This is a genomic window from Streptomyces sp. A2-16, from assembly GCF_018128905.1.
Lineage (GTDB): Bacteria > Actinomycetota > Actinomycetes > Streptomycetales > Streptomycetaceae > Streptomyces.
Genome location: NZ_CP063808.1, coordinates 2,348,321 through 2,374,286 on the forward strand (window position 1 = coordinate 2,348,321; position 25,966 = coordinate 2,374,286).

At 69.3% G+C, this 25,966-nt stretch carries 18 protein-coding genes; 15 read left to right on the top strand and 3 right to left on the bottom strand.

The window, feature by feature from the left end:
- The first annotated feature begins 1 nt into the window (after nucleotide 1).
- The 4 genes from IOD14_RS10660 to IOD14_RS10675 are packed head-to-tail and all read left to right on the top strand — an operon-like array spanning nucleotide 2 to nucleotide 4,648.
- Nucleotides 2-1,657, top strand: a complete 1,656-nt coding sequence (locus tag IOD14_RS10660; protein ID WP_212670122.1) for an extracellular solute-binding protein — start codon at nucleotides 2-4, stop codon at nucleotides 1,655-1,657.
- Entirely contained in the window at nucleotides 1,654-1,941 is a 288-nt protein-coding gene (locus tag IOD14_RS10665; RefSeq protein WP_249125894.1) for a hypothetical protein, read from the top strand. The genes IOD14_RS10660 and IOD14_RS10665 overlap by 4 nt, the downstream gene beginning before the upstream one ends.
- Nucleotides 1,938-2,642 carry a DUF624 domain-containing protein gene (locus IOD14_RS10670; protein ID WP_212670124.1) on the top strand — a complete coding sequence of 235 codons (705 nt, stop codon included), beginning with the start codon at nucleotides 1,938-1,940 and terminating at the stop codon, nucleotides 2,640-2,642. Before IOD14_RS10665 ends, IOD14_RS10670 begins: the two co-directional genes overlap by 4 nt.
- Nucleotides 2,639-4,648 carry a beta-galactosidase gene (locus tag IOD14_RS10675; RefSeq protein WP_212670125.1) on the top strand — a complete coding sequence of 670 codons (2,010 nt, stop codon included), beginning with the start codon at nucleotides 2,639-2,641 and terminating at the stop codon, nucleotides 4,646-4,648. Before IOD14_RS10670 ends, IOD14_RS10675 begins: the two co-directional genes overlap by 4 nt.
- Here the strand turns inward: IOD14_RS10675 and IOD14_RS10680 are convergent.
- Both IOD14_RS10680 and IOD14_RS10685 read right to left on the bottom strand, forming a co-directional pair.
- Nucleotides 4,642-6,579, bottom strand: coding sequence for an alpha-glucuronidase (locus IOD14_RS10680; protein ID WP_212670126.1), 1,938 nt, complete (start codon nucleotides 6,577-6,579; stop codon nucleotides 4,642-4,644). The two genes, IOD14_RS10675 and IOD14_RS10680, sit on opposite strands and share 7 nt — an antisense overlap.
- Nucleotides 6,580-6,599: 20 nt before the next feature.
- Entirely contained in the window at nucleotides 6,600-10,397 is a 3,798-nt protein-coding gene (locus tag IOD14_RS10685) for a GH92 family glycosyl hydrolase (protein WP_212670127.1), read from the bottom strand.
- A 357-nt stretch (nucleotides 10,398-10,754) separates the two neighbouring features.
- Here IOD14_RS10685 and ngcE point away from each other — a divergent pair, with 357 nt between their 5' ends.
- From ngcE to IOD14_RS10735, 10 genes are all read left to right on the top strand, one after another.
- Nucleotides 10,755-12,200, top strand: a complete 1,446-nt coding sequence (ngcE, locus tag IOD14_RS10690; protein ID WP_123992166.1) for an N-acetylglucosamine/diacetylchitobiose ABC transporter substrate-binding protein — start codon at nucleotides 10,755-10,757, stop codon at nucleotides 12,198-12,200.
- 67 nt (nucleotides 12,201-12,267) lie between these two features.
- The gene (locus IOD14_RS10695) at nucleotides 12,268-13,203 is read left to right on the top strand and encodes a sugar ABC transporter permease (protein WP_123992167.1); all 936 of its coding nucleotides are present in this window, start codon (nucleotides 12,268-12,270) and stop codon (nucleotides 13,201-13,203) included.
- 18 nt (nucleotides 13,204-13,221) lie between these two features.
- Entirely contained in the window at nucleotides 13,222-14,145 is a 924-nt protein-coding gene (locus IOD14_RS10700; protein ID WP_123992168.1) for a carbohydrate ABC transporter permease, read from the top strand.
- Between the two features lie 183 nt (nucleotides 14,146-14,328).
- Entirely contained in the window at nucleotides 14,329-15,528 is a 1,200-nt protein-coding gene (locus IOD14_RS10705; RefSeq protein WP_123992936.1) for an ROK family transcriptional regulator, read from the top strand.
- 133 nt (nucleotides 15,529-15,661) lie between these two features.
- A complete protein-coding gene (locus tag IOD14_RS10710) occupies nucleotides 15,662-16,753 on the top strand; it encodes a substrate-binding domain-containing protein (protein WP_123992937.1) in 1,092 nt (363 codons plus the stop codon).
- A gap of 288 nt (nucleotides 16,754-17,041) precedes the next feature.
- Nucleotides 17,042-17,833, top strand: a complete 792-nt coding sequence (locus IOD14_RS10715) for an ATP-binding cassette domain-containing protein (RefSeq protein WP_174269260.1) — start codon at nucleotides 17,042-17,044, stop codon at nucleotides 17,831-17,833.
- Nucleotides 17,830-19,146, top strand: a complete 1,317-nt coding sequence (locus IOD14_RS10720) for a sugar ABC transporter permease (protein ID WP_123992170.1) — start codon at nucleotides 17,830-17,832, stop codon at nucleotides 19,144-19,146. The genes IOD14_RS10715 and IOD14_RS10720 overlap by 4 nt, the downstream gene beginning before the upstream one ends.
- Before the next feature lie 134 nt (nucleotides 19,147-19,280).
- Nucleotides 19,281-21,200 carry a 1-deoxy-D-xylulose-5-phosphate synthase gene (gene dxs / locus IOD14_RS10725; RefSeq protein ID WP_212670128.1) on the top strand — a complete coding sequence of 640 codons (1,920 nt, stop codon included), beginning with the start codon at nucleotides 19,281-19,283 and terminating at the stop codon, nucleotides 21,198-21,200.
- Between the two features lie 142 nt (nucleotides 21,201-21,342).
- On the top strand, nucleotides 21,343-22,842 hold the full coding sequence (locus IOD14_RS10730; protein WP_123992172.1) for an amino acid permease: 1,500 nt from the start codon (nucleotides 21,343-21,345) through the stop codon (nucleotides 22,840-22,842).
- A gap of 71 nt (nucleotides 22,843-22,913) precedes the next feature.
- Nucleotides 22,914-24,344: a glycosyltransferase family 39 protein gene (locus IOD14_RS10735; protein WP_212670129.1), complete on the top strand. Its 1,431-nt coding sequence runs from the start codon at nucleotides 22,914-22,916 to the stop codon at nucleotides 24,342-24,344.
- Nucleotides 24,345-24,449: 105 nt separating this feature from the next.
- On the opposite strand, the gene IOD14_RS10740 is transcribed toward IOD14_RS10735, so the two are convergent.
- Nucleotides 24,450-24,818, bottom strand: coding sequence for an NTP pyrophosphohydrolase (locus tag IOD14_RS10740; RefSeq protein WP_123992174.1), 369 nt, complete (start codon nucleotides 24,816-24,818; stop codon nucleotides 24,450-24,452).
- A 70-nt stretch (nucleotides 24,819-24,888) separates the two neighbouring features.
- Here IOD14_RS10740 and IOD14_RS10745 point away from each other — a divergent pair, with 70 nt between their 5' ends.
- Nucleotides 24,889-25,917 carry a hypothetical protein gene (locus tag IOD14_RS10745; protein WP_212670130.1) on the top strand — a complete coding sequence of 343 codons (1,029 nt, stop codon included), beginning with the start codon at nucleotides 24,889-24,891 and terminating at the stop codon, nucleotides 25,915-25,917.
- Nucleotides 25,918-25,966 lie beyond the last annotated feature (49 nt).

A 25,966-nucleotide genomic window follows, 5' to 3' on the forward strand; every position in this document is an offset into this window, starting at 1 on the left:
CGTGCGCAATGCAGGAGAGCTGTCACGGCGTCAGATCCTGGCCGCCGCCGGTTTCATCGGCCTCGCCACCCTCACCGGCTGCGGCAGCGGCGACGACGGAGGCGACTCCAAGGACCTGACCAAGAAGCAGAACGGCGCGATGAAGGACTACCAGGCCGGCCAGCAGTTCAAGGCCGCCAAGGCGCTGTCCTTCTCGATGCTGCACAACGACAACCCGGTCTACCCCCTGAAGAACGGCTGGCTGTTCTGGAAGGAGGTCACCAAGCGCACCGGGATCACCATCAAGCCCCTCGACGTCCCGCTGGCCGACTACGAGAAGAAGCGCAGCGTGCTCATCGGCTCGGGCGACGCCCCCTTCATCATCCCCAAGACGTACCACCCCGGCGAGGTCGCCTTCGTGTCCTCGGGCGCGATCCTCCCGGTCAGCGAGTACGTCGACCTGATGCCCAACTTCCGCGACAAGGTGAGGAAGTGGAAGCTGGAGCCCGAGCTCGACTCCATCCGCCAGTCCGACGGCAAGTACTACCTGCTGCCCGGCCTGCACGAGCGGCCCAAGTCCGGCTACTCGCTGTCCTTCCGCACGGACGTCCTCGACAAGCACGGACTGACTCTGCCCACGACCTGGGACGAGGTGTACGACGTCCTCAAGGCGCTCAAGGCGGAGTACCCGGACAAGTACCCGTGGACGGACCGCTGGAGCACCAACACCCCGTTCCCGTGCGGCGCGTTGTTCGGCTATCTCGGCCAGGCGTACGGCGTCAAGGCGGGGTGGAACTACGACAACATCAGCTTCGACACCAAGGCGCAGAAGTTCGTCTTCACCGCGGCCCAGGACGCCTACCGGCAGATGATCGAGTACCTGAGAAGGATCGTCGCCGAGAAGCTGCTGGATCCCGAGAGCTTCACCCAGCAGGACGACCAGGCCATCCAGAAGCTGCTGGCCGAGAAGTCCTATGCGATCAGCGCCAACCCGCAGGAGCTGGTGCAGAACTACCGCTACAACCTGGGCAAGCAGGTCAAGGGCTCGAAGATCGAGATGGTCCCGGTGCCCCTCGGCCCGGCGGGACCGATCCTCCTGAGCGGGATCCGGCTGGAGAACGGCGTCATGATCTCCAGCAAGGCCCTCAAGAGCGACACCTTCGTCGCGATGATGCAGTTCGTGGACTGGCTCTGGTACTCCGACGAGGGCCAGAAGTTCTGCAAGTGGGGCGTGAAGGGCGTCACCTACACCGAGTCGGGCGGCAGGTACACGCTGGAGCCGGGCATCTCGCTCATGGGCTCCGACTCGGACGCCCCGAAGGACCTCCAGAAGGACTACGGCTTCTTCAACGGCGTGTTCACCTACGGGGGCAGCTGGGAGCTGGTCTCCTCCAACTTCAGCCCCGACGAGAAGAAGTTCCAGGACGTCATGTCCCAGCGCAAGGAACTCCCCGTCGACCCGGCCCACCCGCTCCAGTCCTTCGAGCAGGAGCAGGCGACCCTGTGGGACACGCCGCTCAAGGACCACGCCATCCAGAACACCCTCCAGTTCGTGCTCGGCAAGCGCCCCCTGTCCGAATGGGACTCCTTCATCGCCGAGTTGAAGGCGAAGAACATGCAGCAACTCGTCGACCTGCACAACAAGGCGCACGAGCGGTTCAAGAAGGAGAACGGGTGATCTTCCGTCGGCGGTCCGTGGTCGACGAGGAGCAGGGCAACGCCCGCACGGCCCGGCAGCGAACGGGCAGCCCGCACTCACCCGGCCGGCACCGGCTCGACGTACTCCACGAGGCCGCCGAGCCCGGCCGACAGCACCTGCGGCTCCCGGTCGAGGACGACCGCACCGAGCTGGACCTGACACTGACCCGCCACGAGATCACCCTCGTGGAGGTGACCCCGCTCACGGAGGAGAAACCCGAGTGGTGGGACGAACGCCGACTGCTGGGGAAGGTGCCGGGGTGAGCGGGGCGAGCGACACGAGTACGGCGAGCCGGGAGGGCGGGGTCGGCACCGGCGCCCTCTCCCGGGCCGTCGCCCTCGTGCACACCCTCCTCACCGTCGAGGCGCTGCTGCTCGTCGCCGTGTCCCCGGGGGTGGTCGGGCTGCTCCTGCTGGGGGCCGCTCCCTCGAACCTGCCCCTCGCCGCCGTGTGCCTGCTGCCGTTCGGCCCGGCCACGGCCGCCGCCCTGTACGCGCTCGACCGTCGTGACCGCGATCTCGCCGACCTCCACCCGGCCCGGGCGTACTGGCGCGGCTGGCGGCTCAACGCCGTCCCCGCACTGAAGCTGTGGTCACCCCTGCTGGCGTGGCTGACGGTCATCGCGTTCACACTGACCCACTTCGCCGCCACCGGCCTGCCCGGCTGGTGGGCGGTGCTGCTCGCGGCGATCGGCGTCGGCTTGCTGCTGTGGGGCGCGCACGCGCTCGTCCTGACCTCCTTGTTCGCCTTCCGGGCACGGGACACCGCTCGCCTCGCCGGCTACTTCCTGTTCCGGCACGTCCGCGCCACCCTCGGCGCCGCCTCGCTGCTCGTCCTGACCGCCGCCGGGACCGCCGTACTCACCGAGGCCCTGCCCGCCCTGCTGGCGGCACCGCTGCTGCTGTCCCTGCTGCACAGCAGCCGCCCGGTGATCGCCGAGACCCAGGAGGACTTCACCGCATGACCCCGTCGAGCCCCAAGATCCCCTACGGCGGCGACTACAACCCCGAGCAGTGGCCGGCGGAGGTCTGGGACGCGGACCACCGGCTGTTCACCCGGGCCGGCATCGACACCCTCACCGTCGGCGTCTTCTCCTGGTCGCTCACCCAACCGGCCGAGGACACCTACGACTTCACGGTCCTGGACCGCATCCTCGACCGGGCGGCCGCCGAGGGCCGACGAGTCTGCCTGGCCACCGGCACGGCCGCCCTTCCGCCCTGGCTCGCGAAGAAGTACCCCGAGGTCAACCGCACCGACTTCGAGGGCCGCCGGCACCGCTACGGCCAGCGGCACAACTTCTGCCCCAGCTCACCGGCGTACCGCCGGTCCGCCACGGAGCTGGCGGCGCGGCTCGCCGAGCGGTACGCGCACCACCCGGCGCTGCTCGCCTGGCACATCAACAACGAGTACGGCGGCGTCTGTTACTGCGAGCTGTGCGCCGAGGCCTTCCGGAACTGGCTGCGGGACAGGTACGTCACCCTCGACACCCTCAACGACGCCTGGTGGACGACGTTCTGGTCGCACCGCTTCACCGACTTCGCCGAGATCGAACCGCCGAACGCCCTCACCGAGCACTGGCGGGGCCCCGACCACACCGCCTTCCAGGGCATCACGCTCGACTACTTCCGCTTCACCACCGACGCGCTGCTCGGCTGCTTCCTCGCCGAGAAGGAGGTGATCCGCACCCATGATCCGGTCACCCCCGTCACGACCAACTTCATGGGCATGTTCCGCCCCCTCGACTACCACCGCTGGGCACCCCACCTCGACTTCGTGTCCTGGGACAACTATCCGCCGGTCGACGCCCCGACGACCTGGGCCGCCCTCGCCCACGACCTGATGCGGGGCCTGAAGGACGGCGCCCCCTTCTGGCTGATGGAGCAGACCCCGTCCACGACCGCCTGCCGAGACGTCAACCCCCTGCGCAGACCGGGGGAGTTGCGTCTGGCGACCTTCCAGGCGATCGCCCACGGCGCCGACGCGGCCCTCTACTTCCAGCTGCGTGCCTCCCGCGGCGCCTGCGAGAAGTACCACGGGGCGGTCATCGGCCACGCGGGCCGTGACGACACCCGGGTCTTCCGGGAAGTGGCGGCGCTGGGCGCGGAGTTGGAACTGCTCGGCAGCGCCTCCCTCGGCGCCCGCACCCCGGCCCGCACCGCGCTGCTCTTCGACTGGGACAGCTGGTGGGCCCTGGAGATCTCCGACGGCCCCTCGCGACTGGTCAAGTACCAGGAGGTGGTGCACGCCTACTACCGGGCCGCCCGCGAGGCCGGCGCCGACGTGGACGTCGTCCCGCACACCGCCGACCTCACCCCGTACGACGTGGTTCTCGCCCCTGCCCTGCACATGGTCAAGGGTGACCTCGCCACCCGCCTCGAAGCGGTCGCGGAACGCGGTGGCACGGTCCTCGCCACCTTCCTCTCCGGCCGCGTCGACGCACACGACCGGGCCTTCCTCGCCGACGTGCCGGGACCCCTCGCGCCCCTCATGGGCATCCGCGTCGACGAATGGGACGCCCGCCGGCCCGAGTTCGCCCAGCCCGTCCCGGAACTGGCGTCGCAGGGGCGGCTCGTCTTCGAGCTCGTGCAGCTCAGGGGAGCCGAGACGGTCGCCGGCTACGGCACCGACTTCTATGCCGGAACCCCCGCCGTGACCCGCAACCGGTACGGGCGGGGCGAGGGCTGGTACATCGCCACGGCCCTGGACCCGCCCGGCGTGGACCAGGTGGTCCGCCGCGTCCTGGCCCGCCACGACCTGATCGGCCCGTACGCCGACCACGAGGCCCTGGAGACGGCCACCCGAGTCGCCCCCGACGGCACCCGCCTGCTGTTCCTCCTCAACCACGCCGACGCAACAGCTCACTTCACGGCCCACGCCACCGCGACCGACCTGCTCACCGGCAAACGGATCGAGGCCGGAGCTCCGTCGGTCCTCGACCCACGGGGCGTCGCCGTCCTGCGCCTTCAGTAGATCGTCCGCCCCCGCTCGTCCGGCACCCCCGATTTCCGGAAGAAGTAGCTGTTCACCTGATCGCGCCACTCGCGGGCGCTTCGGAGCTGTTCCTCGAACCGCTCCGACACCCGCGCGTGGCGCGCCGGGTCCATGTGGTCCACCAGCGACGCCCACACCTCGCGGGCCGCCTCCACCTCTTCCACGCCCTCGAAGTGCGTGTCGTAGATGTGCTGGATCACCGTCTTGCCGCTCTTCAGTACGTGCCCGTACGACACATGGTGGAAGAACAGCAGCAGCTCGTCCGGACAGGAGAGCGGCGACTCGTACAGGTCCGCCCACGGCTTGGTGTACTGCCCCGCGTACCCGGTCCCGCCCGCCACGCTCCGGTCGACGCCGATGCCGTCGCGGTCCGCGAAGTGGTAGGTCCCCCACGGGCTGTACTCGTAGCCGTCGACGCTCGGCCCGTAGTGATGGCCCGGCTGCACCATGAAGCCCACACCCAGCGGAGCGGTGTACTTCTCGTACGTCCGCCACGATCCGGTCAGCACCGCGCGCACGCCCGCCGCCGGTCCGTCCCCGAAGGTGAGCCGGATCCATTCGTCGAGGATCCGACGCGGATCCGCACCGGGCTCCCAGGCCAGCCGCCCGAACGTGTACAGGTTCGCCTGGGCCAGCGGATGCCCGGTCCAGAACGGGTCGTCACCGGCATTGGACACGGCGACCAGCCCGCCGCGCGCGAGGGCCCCCACGGACGACTCCCCGTCGATCCCGAACCGCAGCACCTCGCTCCACATCGGCCCCAGCCAGCACACATGCCGCTGCTGCCCGGTGTACTCCTGCGTGGCCTGCAGCTCCACCGCGAGCCGCGTCCCTGGCATCGCCCCGATCAGCGGGGAGACCGGCTCCCGCACCTGGAAGTCCATCGGCCCGTGCTTGACCTGGAGCACGGCGTTGTCGGCGAACTCCCCGTCCAGCGGCACGAAATGGTCGTACGCGGCGCGCGCCCGGTCCGTCGAGCGGTCCCGCCAGTCCTGGCGGTGGTCGTAGACGAAGGCCCGCCAGTGGACGGTGCCGCCGTGCGGCGCGAGCGCGGCGGCCAGCAGGTTCGCGCCGTCCGCGTGACTGCGCCCGTACGCGAACGGGCCCGGCTGTCCCTCGGAGTCGGCCTTCACCACGAAGCCGCCGAAGTCGGGGATCGCCGCGTACACCCGTGCGGCCGCCTCGGCCCACCACGCCCGCACCTCCGCGTCGAGCGGATCGGCCGTCTCCAGGCCGGCCAGCACGACCGGTGCGGCGAACGTCACCGACAGATGGGTGCGTATGCCGTACGGCCGCAACGCGCCCGCGATGTCGGCCACTTCAGGGAGACGATCGGTCAGCAGCCTGGCCTCGGCCGCGTGCACGTTGACGTTGTTCACGGCCACGGCGTTGATCCCGCAGGCCGCCAGCAGCCTGCCGTACGCCCGCACCCGGTCGAGGTCCCCGCGAGCCCGCCCGTCCGCCCAGAACAGCGAACCGCCGGCGTACCCGCGCTCCACCTGGCCCATGACCGGATGCACGGCCACGTTGTCCCAGTGGTCGAGCATCCGCAGCGCCGACTCCGGCCGATGGAGGGCAGGTGGGGCCTCGTCGGCGAACGCGGTCTCCCCGAGCCGTACGACGTGGAAGAACCCGTACAGCAGCCCGCGCGCACCGGACGCCGTGACGGTCGTACGGCCGTCACGGCGTCCGTACCGAAATCCCTCGGAGCCGTCGTCGCCGTCCAGCTCCAACAGCAGGTCGCACGGCCCGGGTTCACGCAGGACACGCCCGCCGAACCGCTCGCAGGCCGCGGCCACCTCGCCGCGCACCGTGTCCACCAGCGGGCCCGAGCCGCGGATCAGGGTCCGCCGGGTGCCGATCGGCCGGAACGCCACGTCCGGCAGCCAGGCCGGATCGACACCCTGCATGAGACCCCCAACACCGGCGCTCAGGCCAGCAGTTCGACTTCCGAGACCACCGCCTCGCCGTCGAGCACGAGACGGTACTTCCCGTACGTACCCGGGGACCCCACGGAGAACGCCCGTGTCTGGTGGTCCCATGCGAAGGACTCACCGGACCGCCGGTCGAGGGTCTTCCAGGTGGTCCCGTCGTCCGAGCCCTGGAGGGTCCAGCCGGTCGGGGCCTTCGACCGGTCCCCGGAGGACGTCACCGTGTACTGCACGCCCTTGACCGCACCGGACACCGGGAGATCCACCGAGGTCACGGTCGCGTCCGTCGCCGAGGTGTCGTCGAACAGCGCCCCGTCCCCGGCGAGCACGTCCGCACGCGGCGTGGGCACCTCGTCGTCCCGGGTGATGGACACCGGAGCCGCGTTCCTCCCCGTGCCCCACTTCGACGGCCGCGGCCCCATGTCGAAGTCCAGGACGGCACCCCTGGACAGCACCGAGTGCGGGAGCGAAGTCGACGTCCACGGCTTCCCGTTGACCTTCAGACCCTGCACGTACACGTTCCGCGCGCTGTTCCTCGGCGCCCTGACCACCAGGTCCCGGCCGTTCTCCAGATGGACGGTGGCCTTGGTGAACAGCGGTGAGCCGACCGCGTACTCGCCGCTGCCCATCACCAGCGGGTAGAAGCCCAGCGCCGAGAACAGGAACCAGGCCGACTGCTCGCCGTTGTCCTCGTCACCGTGGTAGCCCTGGCCGATCTCGCTGCCGACGTACAGCCGCGACAGCACCTCACGGACGTTCCTCTGCGTCTTCCAGGGCTGACCGGCCGCGTCGTACATGTAGTTGACGTGGTGGGCGACCTGGTTGGAGTGGCCGTACATGCCCATCCGGACGTCCCGCGCCTCCGTCATCTCGTGGATGACACCGCCGTAGGAGCCGACGAACTCCGGCGAGGCCGTCTCGGGCGTCGCGAAGTACTCGTCCAGCTTCTCGGCGAGCCCGGAGCGGCCGCCGTACAGGTTGGCGAGGCCCCGGCTGTCCTGCGGGGCGCTGAAGGCGTAGCCCCAGCCGTTGGTCTCGGTGTAGTCGTAGCCCCACACGCGCGGGTCGTACTTCGAGGACTCGACGCGCCACCCACCCTTCTTGTCGCGGCCCTGGAAGAAGCCGGCCTTCGAGTCGAAGAGGTTCACGTAGTCCCGGGCCCGGTTGAGGAAGTACTCCGACTCCTCCTTGTAGCGCTTCTCGCCGGTCTTCGCGTGGAGGGCCTGGCCCATCCGCGCGATGCCGTAGTCGTTCAGGTAGCCCTCCAGCGCCCAGGACAGGCCCTCATGGGTGTCCGTGCTGGTGTAGCCGAGGAAGGGCGAGGTCTCCATGCCCTTGCGGCCCACACCGGAGGACGGGGGAGCGACCGTGGCGTTCTTCAGGGCCGCGTCGTACGCCGACCGGGCGTCGAAGTCCACACCCTTGACGTACGCGTCCGCGAAGGCGACGTCCGAGGACGTGCCGGTCATCAGGTCCGCGTAGCCGGGCGAGGACCAGCGCGAGGTCCAGCCGCCGTCCTTGTACTGCTGCACGAACCCGTCGACCATCTCGCCCGCCTGAGAGGGCGTCAGCAGCGAGTACGCCGGCCAGGTGGTCCGATAGGTGTCCCAGAAGCCGTTGTTGACGTACACCTTGCCGTCCACGATCTTCGCCCCGGTGTGCGTCGGGGTGTCGGGAGACGGCATCGGCGAGAAGGGCGAGGCGTACTGGTACTTCGAACCCACCTTCTCGAAGCCCGAGTTGGGGTACAGATACAGCCGGTACAGGCTGGAGTACAGCGTGGTCAGCTGGTCCTTCGTGGCGCCCTCCACCTCGACCTTGCCGAGGATCCGGTCCCAGGCGCGCCGGGCCTCCTTCTTCACGTCGTCGAAGGACGCGCCGTCCGGGATCTCCTGCCGCAGGTTGTCCTTGGCCTGGTCGACGCTGATGAGTGAGGTGGCGAGGCGCAGCGTGACGGTCCGGTCGTCGCCGGCGTCGAACCGCAGATACCCCTTGACCCCGCTCGACGAGCCCTGCGTGACCGCCCGGTCGAACTCGCCGTACACGAACAGCCGGGTCGCTCCCGTCGACAGCCCCGACTTCACGTCCGAGTAGCCCGTGAAGGTCCCGCTCTCCTTGTCGAGCGTGAGCCCCGCCTGGTCCGTCACATTGTCGAACAGGACGCTCGCGTCGTCGCCCGGGTAGGTGAAGCGCAGGGCCGCCGCGTGGTCGGTCGGTGCCATCTCCGCCTTCAGCCCGTTCTCGAACCGCACCCCGTAGTAGTACGGCCGCGCGGTCTCGTTCTCGTGCCGGAAGGCCAGCTCCCGCGCCTCCCGGCCGGTGTCGGGGGTGCCGGACGCGACGGACGGCATCACCTGGAAGGTCTGCCGGTCGCCCATCCACGGGCTCGGCTCGTGGCTCGCGCTGAACGCCTGGATCGTCGTCAGGTTGTCGTCGTTGTTCGCGCGCGCGTAGTCGTACAGCCAGCTCAGCGAGGACGCGTTGGTCACCGGCGTCCAGAAGTTGAAGCCGTGCGGCACGGCCGTCGCCGGGAAGTTGTTGCCGCGCGAGAAGCCGCCGCTGGAGTTGGTGCCCCGGGTGGTGAGCGCGTAGTCGGACAGATGCGCCTCGGGCTTCTCCGGCGCGGCCCGCTCCAGCGTCACGTCGTCGAGCCAGCCCCGGAACTTCGCCGGGCCCTTCGGGGAGTCGTACGCGACGAGGATCCGGTCGACGGTCCTCCCGGCCGCGACCGACCCGATCCGCGAGACGACGTTGTTCCACTGGTTGACGTAGAGCGCCTTCGACGCGCCCTGTCCCTGCGGCGACAGCGTGAACCCGTGCTGGTCGCGCGCCCCGAGGTCGCTCAGGAAGGTGCCGTCGGTGAAGGCCAGGTCCACCGAGACGTTGGTGGAGTCGTAGTCCCGGTCGCCGTCCACCATCGAGGGGTAGATCCGGTACGACAGCCGGGTCAGCGGGTCGACCCGCACGTTCACGTCGAAGATCCTGTTGTACGAGTACGCCCGTCCGTCGGCCGTGTGCCGTCCGGCGTAACGCAGGGCCTTCTTTCCGGTGAATCCCGCGGCCGCCTTCGCGGTGGGCGATCCGGTCGGGCTGCGGTCGACCAGCGAGAGCATGTCCGGCGGGACCGGCCCGTCGCTCGGCCCGGTGGAGAACTGCACGTCGGCGAGTTGCAGGATGCCGGAGGCGCCGTTGTTCGCGGTGATGTCCAGCCGGAAGTGCCGGTACTCGGCGACGGCGTCCGCGGGGATGTCGTACGACTTCGTCTCGAACCGTTCGGCGAAGGACTCGCCCGTGCGGGTGTCGAGCGTCTTCCAGTCCTTGCCGTCGGTGGAGCCCTTGAGCGTCCAGTTGCTCGGGTCGCGCTCGGCGAAGTCGTTGGCCGAGGTCAGCGCATAGGTGACCGCCTTCACCGGCTTGTCCAGGTCGAACTCCGCCCAGCCGGTCGACGCGAAGGCGAGCCACTTGGTGCCCGCCTCGCTGTCGGCGAGGTTCTCCTTCACCTCGCCGCCGGAGGCGTTCTCGGCGCTCGCCCGGACGTCGGTGACGTGGTCGGTGACATTGCCCGGGATGCCGGTGCGGTAGCCGCCGTCGACGCCGGCCGCCCGGCCGCCGTCGACCGTGCTGAGCCAGTCGGGGGCCGGGTCGCCCGCCTCGAAGGAGGAGGCGAAGCCCCGGTCTGCCCGGGTGGGGGCCTCGGGCAGGGCGACCGCCGCGCCCTGCGAGCCCACGGTCACGCAAAAGGCGGCCGTGATCACGACCGCCGTACTCCGTCTGAGCCGAGTTCTGTACCGATCCATCGGCTAGTACCCTCCCTGCACAAGGACGGACAACGTTGTCACCAATTCCGTGCAAGGTTCAGTAGGGGCCCAAGTGGACAGTGATGTCAAGGGCGTTGGCTGTGGCATTCGAGGCCTATGTCGCGGATTTTTCCGGCAAGCTTCGCACAGGGCGCTCATATTTCCGCGAGGTCTCAACTCGAAAACACCCATGGCCAACCTTGCATTCGATCTTGCTCCGCCGACCGGAAGTGGACTATACCTGTCGGCGATTCACCCCTCTTGCACGAACCTCTTGCACGAACCTGCTTGACCTGACCGCGGTGCCGGGAGGATCCGGTTCACCGCCTGAGTCCTGGAGAAGGCGAGGACTTGAGCATGGGATCCACTTCCGCAGACAGCCACGGTGATGAAGGTGTCGGCCGCCGAGATCTGATCAAGCGGTCCGCCGCGCTCGGACTGGCCGCCGTTCCCGCGACCGGTTTCCTGTCCGCCTGCGCGAGCGGCGGGGGCGACGACTCGAGCGACGACAGCACCAAGGGCACCACCTCGAAGGACAACCCCTTCGGCGCGGCGAAGGGCAGCAAGCTCGACGTCGTGATCTTCAAGGGCGGCTACGGCGACGACTACGCCAAGGCGTGGGAGGCCGACTTCCAGAAGAAGCTCGGGATCACCTCCACCCACACCGGCACCCAGGAGATCACCGGAAAGCTGCAGCCGCGCTTCAACGCGGGCAACCCGCCGGACATCGTCGACGACTCCGGCGCCCAGCAGATCAAGGTCGACGTCCTCTACAAGAACGGGCAGCTGCTCGACCTCGCCGAGGTCCTGGACGCGCCCGCGATCGACGATCCGGGCAAGAAGGTCCGCGACCTCATCATCCCGGGCACGCTCGACGCCGGTCTCCAGGGCGGCAAGATCGTCGCCCTCAACTACATCTACACCGTCTGGGGCCTGTGGTACTCGGGCAAGCTCTTCAAGGAGAAGGGCTGGGAGGAGCCCAAGACCTGGGACGACTTCCTCGCCATCTGCCAGGACGCCAAGAAGCAGGGCATCGGCGGCCTCGCCCACCAGGGCAAGTACCCGTACTACATCAACGTCGCCATCATGGACCTGATCGCCAAGAAGGGCGGCCTGGACGCCATGAAGGCGATCGACAACCTCGACCCGAAGGCCTTCGTCGGCTCGGACGCGGCCCAGGCCGGTGTCGAGGCGATCTACGAGGTCGTGGAGAAGGGCCTGTTGATGCCGGGCACCAACGGCCTGACCCACACCGAGTCCCAGACCCGCTGGAACCAGTACAAGGCCGCCTTCATCACCTGTGGCTCCTGGCTGGAGAACGAGCAGCTCAAGCAGACGCCGACGGACTTCGACATGAAGTTCATGCCGATGCCGCTGCTGCCCGACAGCGCACTGCCCTTCCCGGCGATCCGGGCCGGCTCCGGCGAGCCCTTCATCATCCCGGCGAAGGCCAAGAACCTCCCCGCGGCCAAGGAGTTCATGCGGCGCATGCTCTCCAAGGAGTGGTCGACGCTGTTCGCCAAGGAGGCCAACTCGCTGACCATCCTCAAGGACGGCGTCGACCCGAGCGTCAAGCTGCGCCCGGGCACCCAGTCCACCGTCGAGGCGTCCAAGGCGGCCGGTGACGACACCTTCCGTTACCTGTACACCGAGTGGTACAGCGAGATGGGGGCGGCGATCGAGGCCGCGTCCAACGAGCTGATGGCCAAGCGCATCCAGCCGAAGGAGTGGCTCAAGCGGGCCCAGGCCGCGGTCGACAAGCAGGCCAAGGACCCGGCCTCCAAGAAGAACCACCGGGACTGACCGCAACGCCGTTTCCCGGGCCGGAGCGCTCCGGCCCGGGGGAGGACACCAGGGGCAGGAATCGCCAATGCGCAAAGGGCAGTACAGGTTTGTCGCGGGATTTCTCTTCGTTCCCGTGACGCTCTACCTGATCTTCGTGATCTGGCCGTATGTCCAGACGTTCGGCTATTCGCTGACCGACTGGAAAGGGCAGTCGCAGACGTTCAAGTTCGTCGGTCTGGACAACTACCAGGCGTTGTTCCAGGACGACGTCTTCATGCAGGCCATCTGGCACAACATCCTGTTCCTGATCTTCATTCCGGTGATCACGATCCTGCTCGCCCTGTTCTTCGCGTTCATGCTGAACGCGGGCGGGCGCAGCAGGGCCGGCGGAGTACGGGGAGTCGCCGGATCGCAGTTCTACAAAGTCGTCTACTTCTTTCCCCAGGTGCTGTCGCTGGCGATCGTCGCCGTGCTGTTCAACGCGGTGTACCGCAGTGACGGCGGCGGTCTGCTCAACGGATTCCTGATCAAACTCGGCCTGGTCGACGCCGAGAATCCGATGGAATGGCTCAACGAGCCCAACCTGGTGCTGTGGATGCTGATCATCGCCGTGGTGTGGCACGGGGTCGGCTTCTACCTGGTGCTGTTCTCGGCCGCCATGCAGTCCATCCCGAGGGACATCTACGAGGCCGCGCTCATCGACGGCGCGGGCCGCAACCAGTCCTTCTTCCGCATCACCCTGCCGCTGCTGTGGGACACCGTGCAGACCGCCTGGGTCTATCTGGGCATCGTCGCGATGGACATGTTCGTGCTGGTGTCGTCGATGACCCAGAACATGGGCGCCTACGGCGGCGGCCCCGACCACCACAGCGACGTGATGTCGACGGTGATGATGCGCAACTTCCAGTACTTCGGCAAGAGCGGATACGCCTGCGCGATGGGCGTCGTCATGCTGCTGCTCACCCTGGTCCTGTCCGTGGTCATGCTGCGTGCCACCCGCCGCGACCGCGTCGAGTTCTGAGCGGGAGAGATTGCGACGATGAGCGCACCCATCAAGGAGACCGCGGCCGTCCCGGCCCAGCGGACCACGGGCAAGGCCCCGGCCCGCCCCGGCAGCGAGCGCAGCGAGGGCGTCGTCCTGAACGCCTTCTCGCACGGCTTCCTCGCGCTGTGGGCCCTGCTGATCGTGCTGCCACTGCTGTGGCTGGTGCTCAGCTCCTTCAAGACCGACGTCCAGATCGGCGGTTCGGCCTTCGGCTGGCCGCAGAACTGGTCCCTGGACGTCTTCGGGCGGGCCTGGGACAAGGGCATCGGCGACTACTTCCTGAACACCGTCATCGTGCTGGTCTTCTCGGTGCCACTGACGATGCTGCTCGGCTCCATGGCCGCCTACGTCCTGGCCCGCTACCAGTTCTGGGGCAACAGGTTCCTGTACTTCTTCTTCGTCGCGGGCGCGATGTTCCCGGTGTTCCTGGCCCTGGTCCCGCTGTTCTTCATGGTGAAGCGGCTGGACATGCTGAACACCTACCAGGGGCTGATCCTGGTGTACGTCGCCTACTCGATGCCGTTCACGGTGTTCTTCATGCACGCGTTCTTCCGGACGCTGCCCACGGCCGTCTTCGAGGCCGCGGTCCTCGACGGGGCCTCGCACACCAGGACCTTCTTCCAGGTGATGCTGCCGATGGCGAAGCCGGGACTGATCAGCGTCGGCATCTTCAACACCCTCGGCCAGTGGAACCAGTTCATCCTGCCGACGGTGCTGATGCAGCCGCAGAGCGGCGACGATCCGGAGCGCTATGTGCTCACCCAGGGCCTCATCCAGCTCCAGCAGCAGATGGGCTACGCCTCGGACCTTCCCGTGCTCTTCGCGGGGGTGACCATCGCGATGATCCCCATGCTGGTGGTGTACCTGTCCTTCCAGCGCCAGGTGCAGGCGGGCCTCACCTCGGCGACCCTGAAGTAGCGCTGCGCGAGCGCGCACGAGCGCACTGTCGCCGGTCTCGGTGACGGTGCGTTCATGTGTGCCCTACACCCCGGAAACTGTTCAACCTCTTGACGGGAGGCGACCCGAACGGCTCAGCTTAGAGTTCACTAGTTGGACATAGACGGGGCCTCACCGATGCGGTCCCGCGCGCGGGAGGTCGTCGTGGAGACTCCGGGGTCGCAGTCGTCGCTGCACCGAGCCAACCTGGAGCGGGTCGTCCGGGCCGTCCGGTTGGCCGGGTCGCTCACGCAGGCCGAGATCGCACGGACCACGGGACTGTCCGCCGCGACCGTCTCCAACATCGTCCGCGAGCTCAAGGACGGCGGAACCGTCGAGGTCACACCCACCTCGGCCGGTGGCCGGCGGGCCCGCGCGGTCTCCCTGAGCGGGGACGCAGGCATCGTCATAGGGGTGGACTTCGGGCACACCCATCTGCGTGTCGCGGTCGGGAACCTCGCCCACCAGGTGCTCGCCGAGGAATCCGAGCCGCTGGACGTGGACGCCTCCGCGCCGCAGGGCTTCGACCGGGCGGAACAGCTGGTCAACCGGCTGATCGAGGCGACCGGGGTGGACCGCTCGAAGATCGCCGGAGTGGGCCTCGGCGTGCCCGGGCCGATCGATCTGGAATCCGGCTCCCTGGGCTCCTCCGCCATCCTGCCGGGCTGGATCGGCACCAAGCCCGCCGAGGAGCTCCAGGGGCGCCTCGGCGTGCCCGTGCACGTGGACAACGACGCGAACCTCGGCGCCCTCGGTGAGCTGGTGTGGGGCAGCGGCCGCGGGGTGCGGGACCTGGCGTACATCAAGGTCGCGAGCGGTGTGGGGGCCGGACTGGTGATCGATGGCAAGATCTACCGGGGTCCGGGTGGCACGGCGGGAGAAATCGGGCATATTACTCTTGATGAGTCCGGCCCTGTCTGCCGTTGCGGCAACCGCGGCTGTCTGGAGACCTTCGCGGCCGCGCGCTATGTGCTTCCGCTGCTCCAGTCCAGCCACGGCACCGATCTCACCATGGAAGGCGTTGTTCGACTCGCGCGGGACGGAGACCCAGGCTGTCGTCGGGTGATCGCCGACGTCGGCCGACACATCGGCAGTGGAGTCGCCAATCTCTGCAACTTGCTGAACCCGAGCCGAGTCGTCCTGGGCGGTGATCTCGCCGAGGCCGGTGAGCTGGTGCTCGGGCCGATCAGGGAGTCCGTCGGCCGCTATGCGATCCCCAGTGCGGCGCGTCAACTGTCCGTGCTTCCAGGGGCACTTGGAGGTCGTGCGGAGGTGCTCGGAGCGCTCGCCCTCGCTCTCAGCGAGATGGGTGATTCGACCCTTTTGGACAGCACGCTGCATGCGGCGGCACCTGCGTTCACTTAGAGAACGCAGGAGGTCGTTGCCATCTCGTTAAGTATTTACTTCTTGACGTCGCACGTGCGGCCGAGTTGACTTCCAGCCACCTCGGCCGCAACGACGCGGCCTCGTCAGGGAGGTTTCTCAAGTGAACACGCTCATGCGTCGTGTGGCCGTATCCGTCGCGATCTCGGCGCTCGCCGTCTCGGCCGCGGCCTGTGGCAAGGCCGGCGACGACGACAACGGCAGCGACAGCAGCAGCTCGGGCTCGGGCAGCAAGTCGATCGGCCTGCTCCTGCCCGACAACGTCACCGCGCGGTACGAGAAGTTCGACAAGCCGTACTTCGAGGACAAGGTCAAGGAGCTGTGCAGCGACTGCACCGTCTCCTACGCCAACGCCGCGGCCGACCCGGCCAAGCAGGCCCAGCAGATGAGCAGCATGGTCACCAAGGGCGTCAAGGTGATCGTGGTCTCGGCGCAGGACTCCGCCGCCATCAAGTCCTCCATCGCCTCCGCGGTGAGCAAGGGCGTCAAGGTCGTCGCGTACGACCGTCTGGCCCAGGGCCCGGTCTCCGCGTACGTCTCCTTCGACAACGTCAAGGTCGGCGAGCTCCAGGGCCAGGCGCTGCTGGACGCGCTCGGCTCCAAGGCGACCCCGAAGGCCAAGGTCGTCATGATCAACGGTGACGACGCCGACCCGAACGCCGGTCAGTTCAAGGAGGGCGCGCACAAGGTCCTCGACGGCAAGGTCGACATCGCCTACGAGCAGTCCGGCCTGTGGAAGGACACCGTCGCCGCGCAGAAGATGTCCGCGGCCATCACCCAGCTGGGCGCCAAGAACATCGCGGGCGTCTACGCCGCCAACGACGGCATGGCCGGTGGTATCGCCAACACCCTCAAGGGCGCGGGCATCAGCACCATCCCGCTGACCGGTCAGGACGCCGAGCTCGCCGCCATCCAGCGGATCGTCGCCGGCACCCAGTCCGCCACGGTCTACAAGGCCTACAAGCCGGAGGCCGACACCGCCGCCGAGCTCGCGGTCAACCTGCTCCAGGGCAAGGACATCAAGTCCCTGGCCGACACCGAGGTCACCAGCGGTTCCGGCGACAAGGTCCAGGCGAAGCTCCTGACCCCGGTCTCGGTCACCGTGAAGAACATCAAGGACACGGTCGTCAAGGACGGTCTGTACACCGTCGCCCAGATCTGCACCGCGGACTACGCCGCCGCGTGCAAGAAGGCCGGCCTTCAGTAAGAGCCGCTGAGCCCCGGGGCGCGTCCTTCGACGGACCCGCCCCGAGGCCGGCACCGAGCCTGTCCGGCGCCCGCACCGCCTTCATACCCCGCTGCGGGGCGGGCGCCGGACGGAAGCATGACGGACGCAGCCGTTGCCAAGAGGCATCGGTCGCGCGCATGTTCGACTTGTAAATCGGTGCTTGCGGCACAACTCGTCAGTCGAGTGCTACGAGCCCAGTGCCCCGAGCACGACCCCTCCGCGCCTTACCCCAAGCGCGGCATCCCCGCCGGTCAGGCGGCGAAGGAGATGGTTAACGTGTCCGCTACGCCCGTGCTGGCGTTGCGCGGAGTCTCCAAGCGATTCGGTGCGGTGCAGGCCCTCACCGATGTCGAACTGGAGGTCCACGCCGGAGAAGTGGTCGCCCTCGTCGGCGACAACGGCGCCGGAAAGTCCACGCTGGTCAAGACGATCGCCGGTGTCCACCCCATCGATGAGGGTGTCATCGAGTGGGACGGCAACCCGGTCAGCATCAACAGGCCGCACGACGCCCAGGGACTCGGCGTCGCGACGGTCTACCAGGACCTCGCCCTGTGCGACAACCTCGACGTGGTCGGCAACCTCTACCTCGGACGCGAGCTGCTGCGCCGTGGTGTGATCGACGAGGTCACGATGGAGCAGAAGGCGCGCGAGCTGCTGGACACGCTCTCCATCCGCATCCCGAGTGTGCGCATCCCGATCGCGAGCCTCTCCGGCGGTCAGCGTCAGGTCGTCGCCATCGCGCGCGCCCTGATCGGCGACCCCAAGGTCGTGATCCTCGACGAGCCCACCGCCGCCCTCGGCGTCGAGCAGACCGCACAGGTCCTCGACCTCGTCGAGCGGCTGCGCGAGCGCAACCTCGGCGTCATCCTGATCAGCCACAACATGGCCGACGTGAAGGCGGTCGCCGACACCGTCGCCGTGCTGCGGCTGGGCAGGAACAACGGTTCCTTCTCGGTGAAGGACACCAGTCAGGAAGAAATCATCTCCGCGATCACGGGTGCCACGGACAACGCCGTGACCCGTCGTGCGGGACGTCGCAGCGCGGAGGCGGCAAAGTGAGCGACACATCGAAGGTTTCCAAGGCGGACGCGGAGGCGCAGACCACGGTCGCCCCCGCCGACGACCCCACCGCGGCACCGGTCTCGGTGGTCGACCCCCGGCTGCTGGTCCGCGAAGAGGGCTTCAAGGGCTACTGGACCGAGTTCACGCGCAAGGTCAAGGGCGGTGAGCTGGGCTCGCTGCCGGTGGTGGTCGGCCTGATCGTCATCTGGGCGATCTTCCAGTTCAAGAACGACCGCTTCCTGAGCGCCGACAACGTCTCCAACATCAGCTACTACCTGTCGGCCACCGGCATGATCGCCATCGGCCTGGTGTTCGTGCTGCTGCTCGGCGAGATCGACCTGTCGGTCGGTTCCGTCAGCGGCCTGGCCTCCACCCTGTTCGCGGTGTGGGTCGTGAACAACGGCATGAACGTCTGGCTGGCACTGATCCTGGCGGTCGTCACCGGTATCGCCATCGGCTCCCTGCACGGCTGGTTCTTCGCCAAGGTCGGCGTACCGGCGTTCGTCGTCACCCTGGCCGGTCTCCTCGGCTGGAACGGTCTGATGCTGTGGCTGCTGGGCTCCAGCGGCACCATCAACATCCCGTCCGACTCGGGTCCGATCCACCTGTTCGGCCAGAGCTCGTTCTTCATGGACCAGGCGATCATCGGCGCGTACCTGCTGGCCGGCCTCGCCGTCGTGCTGACCCTCGTCGGCAACTTCAACGAGCAGCGGCGCCGCAAGGCCGCCGGCGTGCCCTTCCGGCCGACCGTCGAGATCCTGGTCCGCGTCGGCGCGCTCGCCGTCGCGTCCTTCCTGGCCGCCGCCGTGCTCAACAACGCGGCCGGTGTCTCCAACTCGCTGGTGATCTTCCTGGCGGCTCTGGTGGTCGTCGACTTCGTGCTCCGCCGCACCACGTACGGCCGTCAGGTCTTCGCGGTGGGCGGTGGCATCGAGGCCGCGCGACGTGCCGGTATCAACGTGCCGATGGTCCGTATCACCGTGTTCGCCATCTCCGGCGGGTTCGCCGCGATCGGCGGTATGTTCTTCGCCGGTCAGACCGCGAGCGCGACGCTCAGCGCCGGCGGCGGCAACACCCTGATGCTCGCCATCGCGGCGGCCGTCATCGGCGGTACGAGCCTGTTCGGCGGCCGCGGTTCGGTGTGGTCGGCCCTCCTGGGCATGCTGGTCATCCAGTCCATCACGACCGGTCTGGACCTGCTGAACATGAACGCCTCGATCCAGTACATGATCACCGGCGGTGTTCTGCTGGGCGCGGTCGTCATCGACTCGGTGTCGCGAAGGTCTCAGAAGGCCTCGGGTCGCGGATAACACCGCAGGGGGCAGCCCCTCCCGGTCGACAGTCCTGCCCGGCACCCTCAAGGTGCCGGGCAGGACTGTTGTCGTAGAACATTAGACTCGACACACCCGGCAAGCTCGATCAGCTCTAATGCAAGGAGGCACGGGTGCCGCTGCTGACCCGTATCAGGGGACCGCGTGATCTGGACCGGCTCAGCCTTGAGGAGCTGGACCAGCTGGCGGAGGAGATCAGGAGCTTCCTCGTCGGCGCAGTCTCCAAGACCGGCGGCCACCTCGGCCCCAACCTCGGTGTGGTCGAGCTGACCATCGCGCTGCACCGGGTCTTCGACTCGCCCAAGGACCGGGTGCTCTTCGACACCGGTCACCAGTCCTACGTGCACAAGCTGCTCACCGGTCGCCACGACTTCTCGAAGCTGCGATCCAAGGGCGGCCTCTCGGGCTACCCCTCGCGCGCCGAGTCCGAGCACGACGTCATCGAGAACAGCCACGCCTCGACCGTCCTCGGCTGGGCCGACGGGCTCGCCAAGGCCAACCAGGTGCTCAAACGCGACGACCATGTCGTCGCCGTCATCGGTGACGGTGCCCTGACCGGCGGTATGGCCTGGGAGGCGCTCAACAACATCGCCGACGCCAAGGACCGCCCGCTCGTCATCGTCGTCAACGACAACGAGCGCTCCTACGCGCCGACCATCGGCGGCCTCGCCAACCACCTCGCGACCCTGCGGACCACCGACGGCTACGAGCGCTTCCTGGCCCGCGGCAAGGACCTCCTGGAGCGCACCCCGGTCGTCGGCCGGCCGCTCTACGAGACCCTGCACGGCGCCAAGAAGGGCCTCAAGGACTTCATCGCGCCCCAGGGCATGTTCGAGGACCTCGGCCTGAAGTACGTCGGCCCCATCGACGGCCACGACATCGAGGCGCTGGAGTCGGCGCTGGCCCGCGCCAAGCGCTTCGGCGGCCCGGTGATCGTGCACTGCCTCACCGAGAAGGGCCGCGGCTACGAGCCCGCCGAGCAGGACGAGGCCGACCGCTTCCACGGCATCGGCCCCATCCACCCGGACACCGGGCTGCCCATCAAGGCCTCCGCCGCCAGCTGGACCTCCGTCTTCGGCGACGAGATGGTCAAGCTCGGCCAGGAGCGCGAGGACATCGTCGCCATCACCGCGGCCATGCTCCAGCCGGTCGGCCTGAAGAAGTTCGCGGACACCTTCCCGGACCGCATCTACGACGTCGGCATCGCCGAGCAGCACGCGGCCGTCTCCGCGGCGGGCCTCGCGACCGGTGGACTGCACCCGGTCTTCGCGGTCTACGCGACCTTCCTCAACCGCGCCTTCGACCAGGTCCTCATGGACGTCGCCCTGCACAAGTGCGGGGTGACCTTCGTGCTCGACCGGGCCGGCGTCACAGGCGACGACGGCGCCTCGCACAACGGCATGTGGGACATGTCGATGCTCCAGGTGGTCCCGACGCTGCGGCTCGCCGCCCCGCGCGACGCCGAGCAGCTGCGCGCCCAGCTCCGCGAGGCCGTCCAGGTCAAGGACGCGCCGACCGTGCTGCGCTACTCCAAGGGCGTCGTCGGCCCCGCCGTACCCGCCGTGGGCACCGTCGGCTCCATGGACGTGCTGCGCGAGCCGGGGACGGACACGCCCGACGTGCTCCTCGTCTCCGTCGGCGCCCTCGCCCCGATGTGCCTGGAGATCGCCGGTCTGCTCGACCGGCAGGGCATCTCCACCACCGTCGTCGACCCGCGCTGGGTCAAGCCCGTCGACGAGGCCCTGGCCCCGCTCGCGGAGCGGCACCGAGTGGTCGTCACCGTCGAGGACAACTCCCGCGTCGGAGGTGTCGGCTCGGCGATCGCCCAGGCCCTGCGCGACGCGGGCGTGGACGTCCCGCTGCGCGACTTCGGCATCCCGCCGCGTTTCCTCGACCACGCCTCCCGCGCCGAGATCATGGCCGAGATCGGGCTCACCGCCCCCGACATCGCCCGCCAGGTCACCGGCCTGGTCTCCAAGCTCGACGGCCGCTACGACAGCGCCCCGGCCGAGGTGGAGCCCGCCCGCGACTGACGGGGGCTCGTCCGTATGGGCCGGTCGCACCACTCTTGACAGTGGTGTGACCGGCCCGTTCGCGTGAATCCGCCCGCGCCGGGGCATACGACCTACGCCCCCTCTCGATCATGTCGAGGACGACACAGCGTGGGAGGTACCCGTGAGCAGCACCCTCTTCCGGACGAAGAAGGTCGAGCAGTCCATCCTCGATACCGAGGAGCCAGAGCACGCGCTCAAGAAGTCCTTGTCCGCGCTGGATCTGACCGTCTTCGGTGTCGGCGTCATCATCGGCACCGGCATCTTCGTCCTGACCGGCACCGTCGCCAGGAACAACGCCGGCCCGGCGGTCGCCCTGGCCTTCGTCGTGGCCGGCGTCGTCTGCGCGCTCGCCGCGCTCTGCTACGCCGAGTTCGCCTCCACCGTCCCGGTGGCCGGATCGGCGTACACCTTCGCCTACGCCTCCCTCGGCGAACTGCCCGCCTGGATCATCGGCTGGGACCTGGTCCTGGAGTTCGCGCTCGGCACCGCGGTGGTCGCCGTCGGCTGGTCCGGCTACATCGCCTCACTGCTGGACAATGCGGGCTGGCATCTGCCGGCGGCGCTCGGCAGCCGCGACGGAGCCGACGGCTTCGGCTTCGACATCCTCGCCGCCGCGCTCGTCCTGGTGCTCACCGCCATCCTCGTGCTCGGCACCAAGCTCTCCGCGCGCGTCACCTCGATCGTCGTCGCCGTCAAGGTGACGGTCGTCCTGACCGTGATCATCGCCGGCGCCTTCTTCATCAAGGGCGACAACTACGACCCGTTCATCCCGAAGGCGCAGGACGTGCCCGCCGGTGACAGTCTCCAGTCGCCGCTGATCCAGCTGATGTTCGGCTGGGCGCCCTCCAACTTCGGCGTGATGGGCATCTTCACCGCCGCCTCCGTCGTCTTCTTCGCCTTCATCGGCTTCGACGTCGTGGCGACGGCCGCGGAGGAGACCAAGAACCCGCAGCGCGACATGCCCCGCGGCATCCTCGGCTCCCTCCTCATCTGCACGACGCTCTACGTGGCCGTGTCGATCGTCGTGACGGGCATGCAGAAGTACACCGACCTGTCCATCACGGCCCCCCTCGCCGACGCCTTCAAGGCCACCGGCCACCCCTGGTTCGCGGGCTTCATCAGCTTCGGCGCCGCGGTCGGCCTGACGACCGTCTGCATGATCCTGCTCCTGGGCCAGACCCGGGTCTTCTTCGCCATGAGCCGCGACGGACTGCTGCCCACGTTCTTCTCCCACGTCCACCCGAAGTTCCGGACCCCGCACCGCCCGACCATCCTGCTCGGCGTGATCATCGCGATCGTCGCGGGCTTCACCCCGCTGAGCGAGCTCGCCGAACTGGTCAACATCGGCACGCTGTTCGCGTTCGTGGTGGTCGCGATCGGCGTGATCATCCTGCGCAGGTCCCGCCCGGACCTGCCCCGCGCCTTCCGCACCCCGTGGGTGCCGTTCATCCCGATCCTGTCGGTGGCGGCCTCCCTCTGGTTGATGCTCAACCTGCCGACCGAGACCTGGCTGCGGTTCGCGGGCTGGATGGTCCTCGGCTTCCTCGTCTACTTCCTCTACGGCCGTAGCCACAGCCGTCTCGGACAGCGCGCGGAAACGACGGCCGACAACACGGAGTAACACACGTTCCGCCTACCGGCCCCGTATGTCCTGATCAGTCAGGAGATGCGGGGCCGGATAGCGTGCGGGTCATGCCTGCAGAGCTCCTGCTCCCGTCACCCTCCGTGCCCGGCTCCCGTGCCGCGTACTGGAGCCGACTGCTGCCCCCGCTCGCGGTCCTGGCCTGCGTGACGAGGTTCCCGTCCTTCACGCGCCCCCTCTGGAACCCGGACGAGGGCTACCTCGCCGTACAGGCACGGCTCCTCGCGCACGGCGGACAGCTCTACGAGACGGTCGTCGACCGCAAGCCGCCGTTCGTCCCCTGGCTCTACGAGGCAGCCTTCGCGGTGACGGGCTCCGGCACCCTGGCCGGGGTGCGGGTCCTGGCGGTCCTGGCCCAGCTCCTCACCGCCGCCCTGCTCGCCTCCCTGGCGCGCCGCCGCTGGGGCGACACGCCCGGCCGGACCGCCGGAGTGCTGTACCTGCTCGTCTCCGTCGGACTGAACCCCTTGGACGCGCAGGCAGCCACCTTCGAGGTGTTCCTCCTGCCCTGCACGGCCGCGGCGATGTGGTGCGCGGACCGGCGGCGGTGGGGCGCGGCGGGCACGGCCGTCGCCTGCGCCTTCCTCACCAAGCAGACGGGCGGGGCGGTGCTGCTGCCGGTCCTGTGGCTGTACGTCGCCGCCGGCGCGGGCCGCGCAGGGGTGCCGCCGCTCGTCGCGGGCGCCGTGCTGCCGGTGCTGTGCGCGGCGCTGGTCACGGACCCGGCGGGCTTCGTGTTCTGGACGGTGACGGGTTCGGGGGCGTACGCGACACCGACCGGCTCCGAACTCCACGTCCTGGCACGCGGTCTGGTCAACACCGGGATCGTGGCGGTGGCCTGCGCGGGCCTGATCGCACCCGTCGTACGGGCCCGGCGCGCACCGACGGCCGACCTGTGGCTGTGGCTGCTCGCGTCGGCGGGAGCGGTCCTGCTCGGCCTCCACTTCTTCGGCCACTACTACCTCCAACTCCTGCCACCCGCCGCCCTCCTGGCCACGGGGGCGCTCCGCACGCTGCCGTACGACCGCACGGTCACCGCGCTGCTCACGTCGGCCTGCGCGTGCGTGCTCTTCCTGACGTGGGGTGTGCTGGCCCCTCGCCCCGACCTCGACCACGCACGCCGGGTCGCGCAGGCGGTGACGTCGCGGACGGTCCCCGGTGATCCGGTCCTGATCTGGGGGATGCACCCGGAGACGTACTGGCTGGCGGACCGCGCCCCGGCCAGCCGCTATCTGACGGCGGGACTCCTGACCAACTACAGCGGGGGCCGCGACGGCGGGCGCGTGGGGGAGAGGTATGCCATGCGGGGTGCGTGGACCGTGTTCCGGCGGGAGGCGGTCTCGGCGGCCCTGGTGGTGGACGACTCCCGGGGCAAGCCGTACGCGCCGGAACGGGTGCGGGGCCTCCGGCGGTTGCTCTCGGCGGGGTACGAGGAGGTGGGAACGGTGGACGGGGCTGTGCTGTACGCGCGGCGGCGGTAGGGGCGGTGGGGGCGGTCTCGTTCGGCTGCGGGCCGGTGGGGGTTGGCCGCGCAGTTCCCCGCGCCCCTGGGTGGGTACAGCCGGCCAGGCGTCGACCGCACCCGGTCAGGGACGAACCGTCCGCGGACCCGCCACCTCCGCCCCCAACTCCCCGACCCTGCGCCGCAGTTCCCGGTCCGCGGTGACCACAAGGACCGGGCGCTCACCCGCCGCCCCCGCCACCAGCTCCACCATGTGGTCGTCCCCGCTCCCCGGAGCCGACTCCACCCGCACCCCGGGCACGGAGGACACCCCCCGAGCCGCCCCCTCCACCACCAGGACGATCTCCGCGGGACCCTCACGCCCCGGCACCCCGTCCGCCGCGAGCCGGTCCCGCAACCGCTCCGCCGCTCCCCGCCGGTCCCGCCACCAGCCGTCCGGCACCGACCCGACGACATTCGCGGCATCCACGACGACCAGCAGCACGTCACTCATGCCCCCAGCGTCCCACGACCGGCCCACCCGAGGACCGCGCCGACCGCCCGATTAAAGTGGTGCCGTGTCAATGGTCCGTACAGTGAACGGCGACTGGCTCATCCGCGCCCGCGACGGCCGACTCGGCGTCTACGCCACCCGCGACGACGCCGTGTGGTGCCGGGCGGAGCGGCACCCCGGGGGCGACACCTGGCTGCCCTGGCGCAAGGTCGGCGGCGGCCAGCGCCTGCACCCCGGGCTCGCCGTCGGACACGGCGCCGACGGCTACGCACACCTCGTCTCCTGGCGGCCCACCAAGGCCCAGGAGGCGGGCCTGGTCCACTCCACGCATTTCCGCGTCCACCTCGCCGCCCTCGACTGGGCTCCGGTCGGCCACCCCGACAGGACAGGCGCCCGCACCGGCATGCCCGCCGTGGCCGTCGACGCGGAGGGCCGGGCCCATGTCTTCGTCGGCAACCGCGGCGAGGGCGTGCACGCCCTCATCCAGAAGGAACGCGGCGGCTGGAACGCCTGGGCCGACCTCGGGGGGACCGGCGTGCACGGGCAACTGACCGCCGTGACGGGCGAGTCGGGCCGGGTCGAGCTGTACGGCACCGACCCGGCCGGCATCGTGCGCTGGTTCCAGGAGGAGGCCGGCGCGGCTCCCGTACCGGCCGATCCGCTGCCGGTGCGCGTCGAGCCGGGCACGCTCAGCGCGCTGCCCACCTCCAAGGAGCACACCACCCTGTTCTTCGCGGACCCCGAGGGCATGCTCCACGCCTGGCGTCCGGACACCGCTCCCACGGCCCTGCTCGCCGCGGCCGGGCCCGGTCCGGTGATGCCGCTGCGCTGCACACTGGACGGCCACGACTGCACGCTGCTCGCCCAGCGTTCGGCCTCCGGCCGGGTCGCCTTCGCCGCCTACCCCACCGAGCAGGAGTCGGCGGGCCTGTGGTGGACGGAGTCCGGGCCGCAGCTGCCCGTGGGCACGGCCGTGGCCTGTGCCGAGGACGCGGACGGCCGTGTCGTCGCGGCGACGGTGACTCCCGACGGCGAACTGCGGGTCGCCCGGCAGAAGGACGAGCCGGGACTGGCGCTGGCGGCCTGGCAGGAGGTCTGAGAGCCCAAGAGGGCCCCCGCCGCGGCGGAGGCCCTCTTCACGGTCGTAC